Genomic DNA, 15,540 nt, shown 5'->3' with positions numbered 1-15,540 from the left:
CTCCTGGTCTTTTCCTGCGCCTCCTTGTCTGCCGAACCTTGTCGGCCGGAAACTCCAGCACCGAAAGAGGAACAGACCATGCACCACCTTGCCGAAGATCGAAAGCGTCAACGCTCTCCCCTCGCAGCCCTTCTCTTGGCTCTAACTCTCGTCGCCGGAGTCACTCCCACGAGGACAGCGATTGCAGAAACGCTCGAGCTCGATATCGGCGATCGAGAGGCCATCACCTTCGATATCGCCAGCGACCTCGCCGGCCGGCGCATCCTCGTATGGAACAGCCTCGAAGACGAGCAGCCGCGCCTCTTCGGACGCCTCTACGGTCCCGACGGCGCCCCACGCTCGGAGACCTTCGCGGTCGACCCCGAGGGTGTCGGCGTCCAGATCACTCCGGCCGTCGCGAGCGACGGTCGCGGTCGCTTCGTCGTCGCCTGGAAAGCTCCCGGGGCTGGCGAAAGATTGATCTACAGCCGAGCCTTCGATGCCTTAGCCAACCCTGTGGGGCCCGTCCACCAGCTCTCCGAGCCCGATGGCATTACGCTCGGAGGACCGGACGTGGCGCGCACCCTCGACGGCCGCACGCTGGTGGTCTGGGATCGATCGTTCTTCGACGCGGCCCCGATCCGTGGCCGCTTCCTGGACTCTAACGGCACGCCCCGCGGACCGGTGCAGCTCCTCCGAGACGGTCCCATCGACCCGGACGATGTGCGCCTCGAGGCGCTGCCGAGAGTCACCACCTCGGCAGCCGGCACCTTCTCCGTCGTGTGGAACAACTTGGGCAATACCGACCTCGGCCGAGACATCGTCGCGAAGCTCTTCGATCCCTCGGGACGCCCTCGCACCGCGAGCTTTTCGCTGACCAGTAGCCGCCCGAGCTTCGCGCGCCTCGACCCGGTGGTCGCGGCCACCGGCGAGGATCGATTCCTGTTGACCTGGGCCGATTCCCTCGACCTTCCGCTCGTCCCGGAGCTATTCAGCGTCGCCATCGACGGCGACACCGGCCGCGCCGAGCCAGCGGTACCCAGCGGTGAAGTCTCCACCGAGTTGAATGACGACTTTCCCGAGCTGACGAGCGACGGCTTCGGCAACACCTGGGTCGCCTGGTATCGCGAGACAGAGCAAACCGAAAGCTCGGGATGGTTCGTCCGCGAGCTGGCGACCGATGGATCGGTTCGGGGCCCGGCCCTCCGCCTCACACCGTGGACCCTCCAGGTCCGCCTCACCGTAGGAGCCGCGGGCCCGGCGATGGCCGCTTGGGTCGACTCTGGGCGGATCGTGACGCGTACCCTGCCGCGCACCCTCGAGTGCTCGACCGGGCCAGGAGATCTCTGCCTAGGAGAGCGCTTTCGGGTGCGCGCCTGGTGGCGCGACCCGCGCCGTGACCAGCTCGGCATCGCGCAGGCGGCGCCCCTCGGCGAGGTCACCGGAACTTTCTGGTTTTTCGATGCGAGCAACCGCGAGCTGTTCGTCAAAGTGGTCGACGGGCGCTCGGTCAACGATCGCTTCTGGTTCTTCTGGAGTGGCCTCACCGATCTCGAAGTCTGGTTGGTGATGGAAGACCTCGTCACCGGCCGCAGCGCGGTCTACTACAACCCACCCTTCGCACCGCCGGCACAAGCCGACACCGCCACCTTCGTCGATTCCGCCAACCCGAGCAACACTCGAGACCTTGTCCACGCCGGCTCGCCGTCTTTGCCCCGCCGCGACAGTGCTGGCGCCGCCACGGCGGAGGTCGAGCTCCAGGACGGGCGCTTCGCCCTGCGCCTCGAGTTCGACGACCCGCGGGTCGGACAGGGCGTCGGGCAGGGACGAGCCCTGTCCCCGGAAACGGCGGCCTTTTCCTTCTTCGGCGAGAACGACCTCGAGTTGCTGGTCAAGATTCTCGACGGTCGCCCCATCAACGGCTCTTTCTGGGTCTTCCGCGCTCAGCTCACCGACATCGGCTACACCCTGACCATCACCGACCGCCGGCTCGGCACCGTGCAGCGATACCGCAATCCGCCCTTTCGCTTGGCGAGCGATATCGACACCCAAACCTTCCCGGCGGAGAACGACCGGAGAACAGCCCCATGAGTCGCAACACCCTTCGCACTCTGCCGTGGCGCTGCATCGCCAGCCTTCTCCTCATCGCTCCAGCGGCGCCGATACCAGCCGAAGCACCTGACGGTTCTTTCGAGCTTCCGGTGCCGGAGATCGAGAACACCTGCTGCCATCGCCTCGCAGCCGATCTCGATGGCGACCTGATGCTGGTCTGGCAGCGTTTCCAGCCATCGCGAATCGAGGCTCGCATCTACGACCCCCACGGCCACCCGCGCAGTGAGGTCATCGCGGTGAGCGGGTCCCAGACCAACGATGAGCGCAGCCCCAACGTCACCAGCGATGGGCAGGGCAACTTCCTCGTCACCTGGCAGGCATGGCCTCCGCTGCTCGACAGAGCCCACGTGGTCAGTCGCCGTTTCGATCATCAGGGTCGTCCCCTGACCGGCGCCCTGCGAGTATCGGAAACCGCCGCTTCTCTGCGCTTCGGCACGCCACCGGCGATGGCCACGGCGCCCGACGGCACCAGCCTGGTGGTGTGGGAGGAACCTGGACTGTTCCCCCTCATCGGCCGGATGATCGGACGCGACGGAAAACCCGCCCGCAGCCCTTTCGAGATCACCGAGCGCCGCGAGCTGCCGTCCCTACCGCGGGTTGCGGTCGGCAACGACGGGACCTTCGCCGTATCCTTCGAGGACTACACCGACCTCGGCGTCGACCAGCGCCTGATGGCGCGGACCTTTACCGCCAGAGGTGAGCCCCGAGCACCGACCCGAGTCCTGCCGACGGACCTTCTGCGAGGCATTTCGAGCACCACCACCGCCATCGCAGCCTCAGGTTCCGGCGACTTCGTGGTCATCTGGGCCGACCTGCCGGAGGTCTTCGACAACTATCGGATGCACTCCCTGCTCCTCGACTCGGAGGCACGGCCGCGAACCCGGCCGACACCGATTCAGCCGCAGCCGCAAGGCGATGACAACGTCTTTCCACAGCTCGTGGGTGACCGATTCGGAGGTCTCCTGGCAGCCTGGAGGAGCTTCGGACTGGCATCCAAAGGGCGCCGCCTCGATGCCCTCGGGCGGGGTCTCGGTGAGGTCTTCGAGCTGCCCGACGCGCCCTTCACGGTGACGGCTTCGCCAGCCGGCGGCGCGGTCATCGCCTGGCGCGAGCCGGGGAACCTCTCGGCCCTGCGCATCCCCCTCCACGAGGGCTGCGTCACCCAGGGAACGGACCTCTGTCTGCGCCAGCGCTTTCGCATCCGCACCCTGTGGCGCGATCCGCGCACCGGCCGCTCGGGGACTGCGAGAGCCGCAGCGGTGACGGCCGAGACCGGCAGCTTCTGGTTCTTTGACCAGGACAATCTCGAGCTCTTCGTCAAGATCCTCGACGGCCGACCGGTCAATGGTCGTCACTGGATGTTCTGGACCGGCCTGACCGATCTCGAGCTTTGGATGGTGGTCGAAGACACCCTCACTGGCACCGCCGAGACCTACTACAACCCGCCGGCGACGCTGCCGGCCCAGGCGGATACGCGGACCTTCGAAGGCACCGCGGAGAGTGGCAAAAGGCAACCGCCAACGGCGCCATCGGGGCCCTCCTCGCCGGTCGCCGCGGGCGAGCCCCTCGCAGAACTGCTGCAGGGTCGTTTCCGACTTCGGGTGGACTTCGAAGACCCACGCTCAGGCCAGCGAGGAGCCGCCCTGGCCATCGCCGTGAGTGATCAGACGGCCGCCTTCTCCTTCTTCTCCGGCGACAATCTTGAGCTCTTCGTCAAGGTCCTCGACGGTCGCCCCGTCAACGGTTCCTTCTGGGTCTTTCGCGCCGCGCTCACCAACCTGGCCTTCACCCTGACCATCGAAGACACCGAGACGGGCTCGGTTCGCATCTACGACAGCCCCGCCGGCACGCTGCGCAGCGAGGTCGATCTCGAGGCCTTCTGAGCCAGCGCTCCGCGGCGGCGATCTCATCCGGGCGTCTGCAACGCCTCGACGGCCGCCTCGAGGACGGTGTCCCGACCGGCCCGGAAGTCGGCGACGGTCGGCGCCACCACCCGGTCCGGCAGGATGCCGACGCCGACGAACTCGCGACCGTCGGGATAGAGGTCGCGCTTGGCGCACACCCGAGCCGAGCCACCGCCGGGCAGCGTGAAGGACACCGGTTGGCCGGTGCTGCCGCCGGTCGCCTCGCCGATCAGCAGACCGCGGTCGAGGAGATCGAAGGTGAGGGCGAAGTCTTCCGCCGCCGAGAAAGTGCGGGGACCGATCAGCACCGCCACCGGCCCGGTGTAGGGACCGGGTCCTGTGAGCCGCCGCACACCGCCCTCCCTGCCGAAGGTACTCGGACCCCGTCCCCAGGCGCGATGGGCCGGCCGATACTGGCGCGTGTACCAGCTCGCCACGGGCAACGCCTCGGCGGTGAGATGGGAGAGCACACGCCAGCCTTCGGAGCTGTTGCCGCCGCCGTTTTCACGCACGTCCAGGATCAGAGCCTTGGCCGACGACAGCTCGTCGAAGGCGGCGGCGAAGCCGTCCGCCGCCGCCGGCGTCCCGAAACCGTTGAGGCGAACGTGGGCGATGTCACCGTCCAACCAGGAGAGCTCGAAGGGCCGGTGGGACGGCCGCATCACCGCCTGCTCGGCGAGCGGCCGACGGGTCAACTCGACCTGTCGGAGCTCGCCTTCGGCGTTGCGCACCGCCAGAGTGACGGTGCTGCCGGCGGGCCCGGCGAGCAACCCCCGACCGAAGGTCCGCGACGCCAGGTCTTGGTCCGTCGAAGCGCTTTGCATCGGCTCCACTCGGCGCCGGGCATAGTCGGCCGCCGGCTGACCGTCGATACTGACCACCCGATCGCCGACGCCGACGCCGAGATCCGGTTCCTCAACCTTGGTCACGATCACCTGCTGCTCGATCCAAGCAGTGGCCACCAGAGGGCGGCCCCAGAATTCATCGCGCAGCTCGGCCGGCGGGTAGACGTTGCTGTGGCCATCCCGCAGGCGAGCCATCAGGCGGGTCAGGATGCGGTAGTACTCGACCGTCGACCGTGACTGGCGCACCCGCGGCAAAGACTCTCGATAGAGGGCATCCCAGTCGACCTCGGGCACCAGGTCGAAGTTGACGAAGTTGAATTTGACCTCCGCCCACAGGGTCGCCAAGCCGGCGAGCTTGTCGTCGAGGGAGAGATCCTCTCGAAACGGCACTTCGGACGCGGGCCCCTGCCAGAAGTCCGCCTGACGAGCCGCCAGCGCGCTCGCCTTCTCGGCCAGGGGCGCCCATCGCCGGTCCTCTCTCAGCGTGGCCAGGTCGCCGTCTTGGCGCATCCAATCAGCATCCATGAAGCCGAATCGCACCGCCCTCTCGAGCTGCCCGAAGGCTTCCTCCGGCAGCTTGGCCAGGGCATAGCTACAGGCCGCGTTGTAGGCCTCGCCGGGATTGCGCGTGGTGAGGGCCGAGCGCTCGAAGAGCTCACCCGCCCGCCGGAAGTCTTTGCTCTCGTAGGCGGCGTTGGCTTCCTCCAGAAGACTCGGCGATGACTGCGCGATGGCGCCGGATGCCACCATCAGTCCGATCAGCAGGGCGATTCCAGGCACAGCACGACGGCACCGGCATGACAGCATCTCGGTTCCTCCCCTAGTGATTGCAGTCTTCAGCCCATAGAACGCGACCAACCCGCCGAGAGTTCCAAGCATCCAGCGGTCGCCCGCCGGCGAAGAGGTTGTCGACAGGAAAGGAGCCGAGCATGATCGAGAAGAGAATCCGTCGCGCCACCTTCTGGACATGGGTCTGCCTGATCCCCCTCGCGACCTTCGGCTGCGCCTCTGGCGGCGGCGCGGCAGGCGCCGGATCGGAGCTCGATTTCCTGGTCGGCACCTGGTCCGGAGTCCTCGAGTACCTCGACTACGGCGACAACCAAACCCGTGTCGAGCTGCCCACCGAGACCACCTACCGGCGCGATGGCAGTGGCCTCGCCTACACCACCGTATTCACCGAGCCCAACGGCTCCAAGATCACCGATGAAGGGCGCCTGGCCCGCCTCACGGGCAATCGCTTCCGGGTCGGCAACGACGTCTACGACATCGCCGAAAAAGCCTCAAACGGCAGCTCCTGGCGGCTCACCACCCGAGGTACGGACAACGACCGACCGGCCGAGTTTCGCCTCCTCATCGAACGCCGGGGAGACGCCCTGGTGCTGCGCAAGGAAGTGATCATCGATGGCACCGAGGAGCCCTTCGTTCGCAACGAGCTGCGGCTGACTCGCCGCCGGGACTAGCCCAACGAAGGGCCTTTGACCCGTCCGGCGAGCCGTTGGTAGGCTGCCGCCATCAAACCGGATTCCGCTCCTTCCGCCGCCCGCGGCCGGCTTCTCGCCCGTGCCGTCGCCATCCTGCTTTCAGCCCTGCTCGGCCTCGCCCTCGCCGAGCTGGCGGTGCGCTTGACCGGTGCCGACTCGAGCTACCGAGACGCTTTTCGCCATCATCCGATCTATGGCTGGACCGCCAATCCGGAGCGCCCCGACGTCGACCGCTTGAACGCCCAGGGGTTTCGCTTCGGCGAGCTGCCGCGACAGAAGCCACCGGGAGTCCGCCGCCTCCTGCTGCTCGGCGACTCCTTCACCTTCGGCAGCGCCTACCCGCGGGCCGCCACCTTTCCCGGCTTGCTCGAAAACTGGCTGAACGACGCTGGCGAACGCTGGGAGGTGATCCCTCTGGCGGCCGGCGGCTGGGGCACCGGCCAGCAGCTCCTGGCGCTGCGCCACGCCGGCCTGGCCCTCGATCCGGATGCGGTGGTGCTGCAACTCTTGCCCTACAACGACCTCTGCAACAACAGTCGGCCGCTGGCCTTCGGCTGCGATCTCCAGGACTACTACCGCCCCTATTTCGTCGATCGCGAGGGCGACCTCGAGCTCACCTGGTTTCAGCCGCAGCGCGCTGCCTGGCGCCGGCGCTCGGCCCTCTTCCGGCTGGTCGAGCGCCGCCGTTGGCTGAGCCTGGGACCGCCCGAGAGCGCGCCAAACCTGACGCCGAAGGAGCAGCGCCAGTGGATTCGCAGCATCCACCGGCAGTACTCCCTGGCGGCTGGCTTGGCCTACAAACCGGGCTTGTACTCGCTGACCCCGGGCCAGGACGTACCGCCAGCGATCCGCCAGAGCTGGTCCATCTCACGGCGTTTGGTAAGTGAGATCGCGGCCACCCTCGAAGCCCGGCAGATCCCGCTCCTCGGCATGGTGGTGCCCTTCGCCGACACCTTCGGGCCACAGTGGGTGCGTTTTCACTCCGAGCCGGGGAGCTGGCCGCGCGGTGCCGCGGGCGCCGCGATTCGCCCGGGACACGGCACCGCCACCGTCGAAGGCTGGCTGAAGAGCCGACAGGTACCGGTGCTCTCCCTGCGCCGAAAGATGCTGCGCAGCCCGATCGGGGCCAAGGACTTCTTCCACCCCTACGGCAAGGCCAACGACCGTCATTTCAATCGCCTGGGGCACGACCAGGTGGCCCAGTGGCTCCTCGAAGCCATGGCAGATCTCGGCTGGACCGAAGCCTCGGCGCCCGATCGCTGGTCGCGATCCCACGACCTGCTCGGCCTGCCGACGGCGCCGGTGGCGACCCTCGGCCTCACCGCCACCCCGCGCAAAGCGACCTCCCGGAGCCGCCTCGGGCGGGGGCAGCAAACCCGGCTGGTGTTCGAGTCACCACAGGCCCACGACCTCGAGCTGGCGTTCCGCTTTCAGACGGTCCAGCCGATGCGGCGGATCGAGATTTCGATCAACGGCCAGCTCCGCTGGCGCCGACGCACCGGCGAGCGCCAGGGGACCCGCCTCGGGGACGTGATTCCCTTCGAGGTTCGGCCAGGGCTGAACCAGATCGTGTTTCGCTATCGGCCCGGCGTCGGCGAGGGCGAGCCGGCGGTGCGCTTCGAGGCGCTGGAGCTGAAGGCACCTTCCTCCTGAAGGGCGAAGAAGACGTCGACCACCCGCGGATCGAACTGCCCGCCGCGCTCGCGCTGCAAAACGGCACGAGCTTCGGCGATCGGTAAGCCACAGCGGTAGGGACGATCGGAGGTCATGGCGTCGAAGGCATCGACGGCGGCGATGATCCGAGCGCCCAGGGAAATCTCCTCGCCGGCCAATCCCAGGGGATATCCCCGGAATGCACCCTCGGTGCGGCCATCCCAACGTTCCTGATGCTGCTCCACCATGTCGGCGACATCGACCAGCTCCGGAAAACCGCGCAGGATGCGCGCCCCGATGGTGGGATGCTCTTCCATCAGCCGTCGTTCCTCGTTGTCGAGGGGTCCCCGCTTGCCGAGAATCCAGTCTGGAATGCCGATCTTGCCGAGATCGTGGAGGACCGCCGCACAGTAGACCCGATCGATCTCGGCAGCACCCATGCCGATGCGCTCGGCGACGCGCACCGCCTGAACCGCAACCCGGCGCAGGTGCCCGCCGGTGGCGCGGTCATGCTCGTCCAGCGCAGCAGCCAGGGACGCCACCAGGCGTTCCCGCACCGCTCCGCGGCCGGACTCAAGCATCGAATGGGTACTCATTGCGACAACTCCCATAGCTCCCATAGCGCAAGAAAACTGCAAAATGCGTCTTCGGTCCCTGCAATCCGAGGACATCCCGAGTGGTTCGATCCGATTCCCAGGGCAGCCCACCCGCGAGAGACCTCCGCGATGCGAACGAGTGCTGAGATCTGGAGTCGGCCCCGGCGAGGGTTCCAACCCTCGAATCAACGGTACACAGCCCTGGATTGACTCACAGCGACCGGGGACGCGATGGCGCTCGCGGCATCCCGAACCCGGGGGGTACAGCTCCGAAATGTCCTACGGCAATCGACTGGCGAAACCGCCAGACGGAACTGCAGAAGATCAGGAAAACCGCGCCGAAGAGACCTGCCGAGGTGCGCGGCCGATCGACATCAACCCTCCTTCGCCGGCCATTATTCCCAGCGAATTCCATCGCCTGGCGACGAAGCGAAGCTCCGGCCATAGAATCGCAGGGAGAGGAGAATCGCGATGAGATCTCGACCGCCCAAATCGCAAAGCAGGAGCCTTCCTGGCTGGACCGGAGCTGCCGGCACCATATTGGCCGCAACCCTCCTGGCCACCGTGATGGCGAGCGTCCCGGCGCGCGCCGAGGAGCCGATTCCGCTCCTGATCAGTGTCGACGACCTGCCGATGGCCGGCGGCCTCAACCCAGACGTCGAAACCCGCCGCCGGCTCACCGACGAGATGCTCGCCACCCTCGCCAAGCATCAGGTGCCAGCGGTGGGCCTGGTGACCTGGGGGAACATGCGACCGGGCGACGAAGCGCTCCTCGAGTCCTGGCTCGATGCCGGCCACGAGCTCGGCAACCACTCCACCGCTCACCTCTCCTACACCGCCACCGAGTTTCCGGCCTACTTCGCCGACATCGAAAGCGCCCGCCAGGAGATCAATCGGTTCCTCGTCGCCCAATCCGAAAGCCTCGGCAAGCACACCCAAAGCCAGCGGGCCGTGCGCTTCTTCCGCTTTCCAATGCTGCGCGAAGGCGACACGGCGGCAAAGCTCAATGCCATGCGGGAGTACTTGGCGGACAGCGGACAGCGCAACCTGCCGGTCACCCTCGACACCCAGGACTGGTCCTTCGAGCGCCCCTGGTTGGCGGCCGTCCGGAGCGGCGACAAGAAACGCCAGCAGGCCGTCGCCGAGGCTTATCACGAGTCCCTTCATCTCTCGATTCGGCACCAGGAGCAGCTCGCCCGACGCCTGTTCGAGCGACCGGTGGCGCAGATTCTCCTACTCCACGCCAACGCCGTCGGCGCCGCCCAGTGGGATCGCCTCTTCACCTGGTTGAAGGACCAGGGCTACCGCTTCGCCAGCGCCGACGAAGTGCTCGCCGATCCGGCCTTCGCCGAGCAGCATGCTTACGTCGGCACCCATGGCCCGGGCCTGTGGCACCGCCTGCGGGCGGAGCGCCAGACGGGCGAGATCGCCGACGAGGTGAAGGCCTTCTTGCTCGAACAGGCCGATGCCTGGAACCGCGGCGATCTCGAGACCTTCACCCGCTCCTATGCCGAGGACGCCCGCTTCGTCTCGCCGTCGGGCCTCACCCTCGGCCGCGCCGAGGTTCTGGCCCGCTACCAACGGCGCTACCCGGATCGCTCCGCCATGGGCCATTTGACCTTCGAGTTTCACCACGTCGGCCTGCACTCCGGCACCGAGGTCAGCCTGCTCGGCGACGCCGTGCCGAGCCGCGTCCACGGCGCCACCGTGGTCGCCAAATGGATGCTCGGCTACCCTGACGACGCCGAGCGCGACGACGCCTCCGGCCTCACCCTCATCGTCCTGCGGCGCAGCCTCAACGGCGCCTGGGAGATCACCGAAGACGCCTCGATGTAGCGCGACGACTGCGAGTCCGACATGACCGAACCGGCCTTCCAAGACCTCATTCCCCACAATCACTGCTACGGCTGTGGACCGCTCAACCAGCAGGGCCTCCAGATCAAGAGCCACTGGGACGGCGAGGACGAAGCGGTCTGCCATTACCAACCTCTGACGCACCACGCCGCCGGGCCGACGCACGTCCTCAACGGCGGCATCATCGCCACCCTGATCGACTGCCACGGCATCTGCACCGCCGTCGCCGACGGCTATCGCCAGGAGGACCGCGAGATCGGCTCGCCGCCGGATCTGTGGTTCGCCACCGCCTCCCTCGAGGTGCGCTACCTGCGACCGGCGCCGCTCGCCGCCGAGGTCGAGATTCGGGCTCGGATCGTCGCTCGCGAAGAGCGCAAGACCCACCTCGACTGCACCCTGACGAGCGCCGGCAAGGTGCGAGCCGAAGGTACCGTGGTGGCGGTGAGGGTCCCGGCGAGCTGGCGCGACGCCGGCTGAGCCGTCGACCGCCGATCGGCACGCACGCCCAGCAGCGGCCGGGCCGCCGAAGAGGACAAGGCGGGCGCTTTCATGGCAGCATAGGGATTCATCATGCGAACTCGTCGCCTCGCCCTGCTCGCTCTCCTCGTGATCGCCACCCTGCCGCTGCCGGCCAGCGCCCAGTCGACCACCGGGTCGACCTTTGACGAAATCGATGCCGCCCTGCGCGATGGCTCCCCTTTGCGGGCCTTGCGGCTGGTGCGACGGACCCTCGACGACTTGCCCGAAACCGTCTCCGAGGATGAGCAAGGGGCCGCCACCCTGGGCCGCTTGGTCACCCTGCGGGCGGTCGCCGAGTCGATGATCGACGACACCGCAGCCGCCCTCTGGAGCTGGGCCCTGGCGCAGGATCTCGATCCCAGCGTGCGCGATCTCGACCTGCGACGCTATGGCTCTTCCGGCAACCTGCTGCGCGACACCGAGGAACGGCCCCTCGCCGAGGACGGCGACTTCGCCGACGACGAAAGTCGTCGCATCAACAACATCTTCCGCGCCGATGGTGAGGTGGTGCTGCCGGACCGGCGTCGCGGGCGGGAGCCGCGCTACCGCCGCTCGGCGGATCCCACGCCGGTGATTCTGCAGGTGTTGATCGATCGCCGCGGCCGGCCGAGCAACCCGCGGGTGGTCGATGCACCTTCCGCCCTGAGGCTCTTTCTCGCCGCCCAGGCGGTGAGCGAGTGGCGCTTCCAGCCGGCGCGCCTGAACCGCGACGAGGTCGCCATCTACTACAACATCCGAGTCGACTTCGACACCGACTGAGGCCTTCGGCGGGACGCCGCGGAGGGCGCCCGCCAAGGTCTCCTAGGAGGCCCCTCGAAGACCGCCTGTCGGGTGGTAGCATCGCGGCCACTATCCGCATCAGGGAGGAAGAGTCGACGCCATGGCGAGTCATTTCGAGAATGCGCTGAAGTACTTCACCGATGCGGCTCGGGTGATGGAGGTGAGCCGCTCGATCGAGAAGCTGCTGGTCACCCCGGCGCGCCAGATGAAGGTCGAGGTAGCGATCGAGAAGGACGACGGCGGCATCGAAGTCTTCGACGGCTTCCGGGTGCAGCACAACGGCGCCCGCGGCCCCTTCAAGGGCGGTATCCGCTATCACCCCGAGGCGGACGACGACGAGGTCAATGCCCTCGCCAGCCTGATGACCTGGAAAACCGCCGTGGTGGGCATTCCCTACGGCGGCGGCAAGGGCGGCGTCACCGTCGACCCGCACCGCCTCTCACCGGGCGAGCTGCAGCGCCTGACCCGGAAGTTCGTCGACCAGATCCACTTCATCATCGGCCCCAACGTCGACATCCCGGCGCCGGACGTCAACACCGGTTCCCAGACCATGGCCTGGATCGTCGACCAGTACGCCAAGTACCACGGCTTCGAGCCCGGCGTGGTCACCGGCAAGCCGATCGAGGTCTACGGCTCCAAGGGCCGCACCGAGGCCACCGGCCGCGGCGTCGCGCTGTGCTCCCGCTGGGCCCTGGAAGAGATCGGGCGACCTCTCGAAGGCGCCACTTTCGCCATGCAGGGCTTCGGCAACGTCGGTAGCTGGGCGGCCCGCATCCTCGACTCCTGGGGCGCCAAGCTGGTCGCCGTGGGGGACCACGCCGCCTACCTGAAGAATCCCGAGGGCTTCGACGCCGAGGCCCTCGCCGAGCACGTCAGCAAGAGCCCGCAGCGCTCCGTCGACGGTTTCCCGGGAGCCGACGCCAGCTCCCCCGAGGAGCTCTTCGCGATGGACGTCGACGTCCTCATCCCGGCGGCCCTCGGAGGCGTGATCACGGACGAAGTCGCCGCCACCATCCGGGCTCCGATCATCGTCGAGGGCGCCAACGGCCCGACCGTGCCCTCGGCTCACCAGCAGTTGGTCGATCGCGACGTCCTGATCGTTCCGGACATCCTGGCCAACGCCGGCGGCGTCACCGTCTCCTACTTCGAGTGGGTACAGAACACCCAACGCTTCTACTGGGAGCACGAAGAGGTCGACGAGAAGCTCGAAAAGCTGCTGCACAAAGCCTGGGGCTCGGTGACCAAGATCGCCAAGGGCCGCAAGCTCGATTTGCGCACCGCCGCCTTCGTGCTCGCGATTCGCGAAGTCGGCAAGGCCACCGTCTTGCGGGGCCTCTGATCAACCCATCACCCTTCACTCGATCCGCGGAGACGGCCATGGACTACAGCAGCTTTCCACTCTTCCGGAACCTCGCCAAAGACGACCTCGCCGCCTTCCTCTCCGCCTGCCGCGAGGAAAACCTCGAGGCCGGCACGGCCTTCATCGAAACCGGCAGCGAGAGCACGGACCTCTACTTCGTGCTCTCCGGATCGCTCGAGGTCTTTCGTCATGACGAGGACGGCAGCGAGCGCCAGCTCGCGGTGCTGCAAGCCCCGGCCGTCGTCGGCGAAATGGAAGCCCTCACCGGCGACCGCCGCGCCGCCTCGGTGCGCTCCCGGGAAGAGACCCTGGCCCTCGTCCTGCCCTGTGCCACCCTGCGCCAGCGCTTCCACCGTGGCGACCCGGCCACCCTCCAGATCTTTCTCCAGATCACCCAGGTCCTCGCCCGGCGCCTCACCGCCATGAACGAAAAGTTCGTCGAGCTCCAGCAGACCGGCGCCCCGGTCCGCGACCTCCAGCGCTTCCAGCAGAAGCTGTTCAGCGAGTGGACCTTCTGAGGGGGTTCGGCACAGCGGCTGACCCACCTCCAGATCTCTGAGATTAGGACCGTCGCCCATCATCTGGCCTTCCCATGTTTACTCAGCAGCCTTCCCAGAATCAGCGCTTACCCAGAGTCATATTCTCCCGACGCATCAGGGGCGCGCCCCAACCTGGCGGGAATTTCCGACAACATTTCGATAAAAGAACCGAGATTGAGAGTCTTTTCATCTGGGCTAGCGTGGATTAACAACACAGGCCCACCATCGCGCAACAGCACAGTCGCAGCATGCTCATCGTCTAGCAGAATCTCACCAACCAGATTCTCCTCGTCGGGCCAACTTGCCAATTGATATCTCGGGATCTCCATCCTAGGGCTCCAGTAGTCCGATAGTCTCCTGTCTGCAGAGCATCAAAGGCCAAGACCGTTGGGATCTCAAACTTCTATTACTTCACCAAACACCTTGTGGTTGCTGCTTGAAAGTATCGACCTTGCCTTGTTTGGATATCATCCAATACTGCCTAATTAGCAGTAGTTCTCTCTTGCCTTCAAAAAAGGCGTCATCACAGAAGCGCGCCGTCACAGAGAAAGAACTCGGCCCTTCAACCTCTCGAAGAATGAACGGCGCAGAAGGTCCAAAGAAGGGTAGTCCTGAGCCTCGAAAACATACCAGTCATCCCCGAAGTAAAACCCAGCCTCATCCTCATAAATGTAGACTTCAATCCGCTCTCCCCCACCCACCTTATAGACCATGTATGACTCGCTATCGCCTTCGACAAGATTTCTCGAATAATCCAAACCTCCCTCATCAAGAAGAGAATCGACATCTCTGGAACATAACTCCTGAAATCTATTAATTCTTATCAAGTCGAAAACTCCAATCACAGTCTTCCGATCGTCCAGAGATCGACCTTGGACCGCCCCGTGACCTTGTGGACCCAAGAACCACCAATTCGAAAGACCCTTTCACCACCTCGCCTCCCATAGCCAATCCTGAGATATCTATTGTGATTAAGAAGTCCAGTTTTACCAAACAGAGACATACGAGAACTGCGAGCAATCCGAGAACCTGCAACCGCCGCCCGGGCGCCGACCGGAACCCCTACAAGTAGAGACAACGATACCTGCTGAGCATCTGCGATCGAATTGTAAGCAGGATTTGAATAAAAATTCTCTGCGACATGACCCAGCACCTGACAGTTCGCATCACAGACACCCACGCCCGCAGCCTGAAGAGAGACACTGAAACTAGATCTCATCAGGGCTGACCTCGCCTCACCCTGACCGCCATCTCTGTGGTAGGCCTCTGAGACGAAGTTTCTAAAACTGTCAAAATCCGGCGACTTGTCAGATTTAGTAGAGTGACTTTCATGATCCGGCCTACAGGGCTCACCAGTTTCCTGATCTTCGCAAACATCTACTTGCCCTCCATCGATAGGATTTTCTCTTGTCTCCCCTCTAAATAGACCATCAGGATCGATGAAGTTCAACGGATTGTTACCGACATAAGCGTATCGATTCCAAGTCTGAGGATTCCACGGCTCTCCGTCGATTGGATCCACGGATAGAAACCGTCCGTTCAACGGATTGCAGTACCGGGCATGCATGTAGTCGAGGTCATCGCCCTGACCGACGGTGCCGTGGGTGTCCCGCTCGTGCCCGGTGAACTTCATCCGCTCGCTGGACCCGTTGGGCACGGACTCTTCGCCAAACGGGAAGTAGGTGTGAAGCCCTGCGCTTCTCCCGTCGGCCTTGGTGATGAGCCTCGAGGTGCCGAGATGGTCGAGGTGGAAGAACCTCAACCCCTCGGCCGGTCTCCACGAAGCCAGCAGCTGACCGTCCCGATGGATGTGGTCTTCGCGGTGGTTCCAGGTGCCGGAGGAACCTCCGACGGTGCCCCAGGTGCGCAGCACCTGGCCGCCGAGGTCCCTGAGAGTCCAGGTCTCTTCGATCGGGCT

General features: G+C 65.7%; 13 protein-coding genes. 9 read left to right on the top strand and 4 right to left on the bottom strand.

Annotation, left to right across the window (positions count from 1 at the left end; all coding sequences use genetic code 11):
- Nucleotides 1–78: 78 nt before the first annotated feature.
- Together AAF604_17685 and AAF604_17680 are read left to right on the top strand one after the other, a co-directional pair.
- On the top strand, nt 79–2,070 hold the full coding sequence (locus tag AAF604_17685) for a hypothetical protein (protein MEM7051503.1): 1,992 nt from the start codon (nt 79–81) through the stop codon (nt 2,068–2,070).
- Nucleotides 2,067–3,974 carry a hypothetical protein gene (locus AAF604_17680; protein MEM7051502.1) on the top strand — a complete coding sequence of 636 codons (1,908 nt, stop codon included), beginning with the start codon at nt 2,067–2,069 and terminating at the stop codon, nt 3,972–3,974. Before AAF604_17685 ends, AAF604_17680 begins: the two co-directional genes overlap by 4 nt.
- A gap of 23 nt (nt 3,975–3,997) precedes the next feature.
- Here the strand turns inward: AAF604_17680 and AAF604_17675 are convergent, their stop codons facing one another.
- Nucleotides 3,998–5,647 (bottom strand): S41 family peptidase, encoded by a 1,650-nt coding sequence (locus tag AAF604_17675; protein MEM7051501.1) that lies wholly within the window; start codon nt 5,645–5,647, stop codon nt 3,998–4,000.
- Nucleotides 5,648–5,769: 122 nt separating this feature from the next.
- On the opposite strand from AAF604_17675, the gene AAF604_17670 reads away from it, so the two are divergent.
- Both AAF604_17670 and AAF604_17665 read left to right on the top strand, forming a co-directional pair.
- Entirely contained in the window at nt 5,770–6,300 is a 531-nt protein-coding gene (locus AAF604_17670) for a hypothetical protein (GenBank protein ID MEM7051500.1), read from the top strand.
- Between the two features lie 156 nt (nt 6,301–6,456).
- Complete coding sequence (locus AAF604_17665) at nt 6,457–7,974, top strand: SGNH/GDSL hydrolase family protein (GenBank protein MEM7051499.1); 1,518 nt, start codon at nt 6,457–6,459, stop codon at nt 7,972–7,974.
- Here the strand turns inward: AAF604_17665 and AAF604_17660 are convergent.
- Nucleotides 7,899–8,555, bottom strand: coding sequence for an HD-GYP domain-containing protein (locus AAF604_17660; protein ID MEM7051498.1), 657 nt, complete (start codon nt 8,553–8,555; stop codon nt 7,899–7,901). The genes AAF604_17665 and AAF604_17660 overlap by 76 nt on opposite strands.
- A gap of 555 nt (nt 8,556–9,110) precedes the next feature.
- Here AAF604_17660 and AAF604_17655 point away from each other — a divergent pair.
- The 5 genes from AAF604_17655 (at nt 9,111) to AAF604_17635 (ending at nt 13,601) form a co-directional block, all read left to right on the top strand.
- Nucleotides 9,111–10,406, top strand: coding sequence for a polysaccharide deacetylase family protein (locus AAF604_17655; protein ID MEM7051497.1), 1,296 nt, complete (start codon nt 9,111–9,113; stop codon nt 10,404–10,406).
- Nucleotides 10,407–10,427: 21 nt separating this feature from the next.
- Nucleotides 10,428–10,901, top strand: a complete 474-nt coding sequence (locus AAF604_17650) for a PaaI family thioesterase (protein MEM7051496.1) — start codon at nt 10,428–10,430, stop codon at nt 10,899–10,901.
- A 93-nt stretch (nt 10,902–10,994) separates the two neighbouring features.
- Nucleotides 10,995–11,702, top strand: coding sequence for an energy transducer TonB (locus tag AAF604_17645; protein ID MEM7051495.1), 708 nt, complete (start codon nt 10,995–10,997; stop codon nt 11,700–11,702).
- Between the two features lie 121 nt (nt 11,703–11,823).
- Complete coding sequence (locus AAF604_17640) at nt 11,824–13,062, top strand: Glu/Leu/Phe/Val dehydrogenase dimerization domain-containing protein (protein MEM7051494.1); 1,239 nt, start codon at nt 11,824–11,826, stop codon at nt 13,060–13,062.
- Between the two features lie 38 nt (nt 13,063–13,100).
- On the top strand, nt 13,101–13,601 hold the full coding sequence (locus tag AAF604_17635; GenBank protein ID MEM7051493.1) for a cyclic nucleotide-binding domain-containing protein: 501 nt from the start codon (nt 13,101–13,103) through the stop codon (nt 13,599–13,601).
- A gap of 560 nt (nt 13,602–14,161) precedes the next feature.
- On the opposite strand, the gene AAF604_17630 is transcribed toward AAF604_17635, so the two are convergent.
- Both AAF604_17630 and AAF604_17625 read right to left on the bottom strand, forming a co-directional pair.
- The gene (locus tag AAF604_17630) at nt 14,162–14,467 is read right to left on the bottom strand and encodes a hypothetical protein (protein MEM7051492.1); all 306 of its coding nucleotides are present in this window, start codon (nt 14,465–14,467) and stop codon (nt 14,162–14,164) included.
- Nucleotides 14,464–15,540: RHS repeat-associated core domain-containing protein (locus tag AAF604_17625; protein ID MEM7051491.1), on the bottom strand; the 1,077-nt coding region annotated here is incomplete at its 5' end. The genes AAF604_17630 and AAF604_17625, both read right to left, overlap by 4 nt.

This window comes from Acidobacteriota bacterium, from assembly GCA_039028635.1.
Taxonomy (GTDB): Bacteria; Acidobacteriota; Thermoanaerobaculia; order Multivoradales; family JBCCEF01; genus JBCCEF01.
The sequence above is the reverse complement of the archived record's forward strand: the minus strand, read 5'-3'. Positions and strand labels throughout refer to the sequence as shown.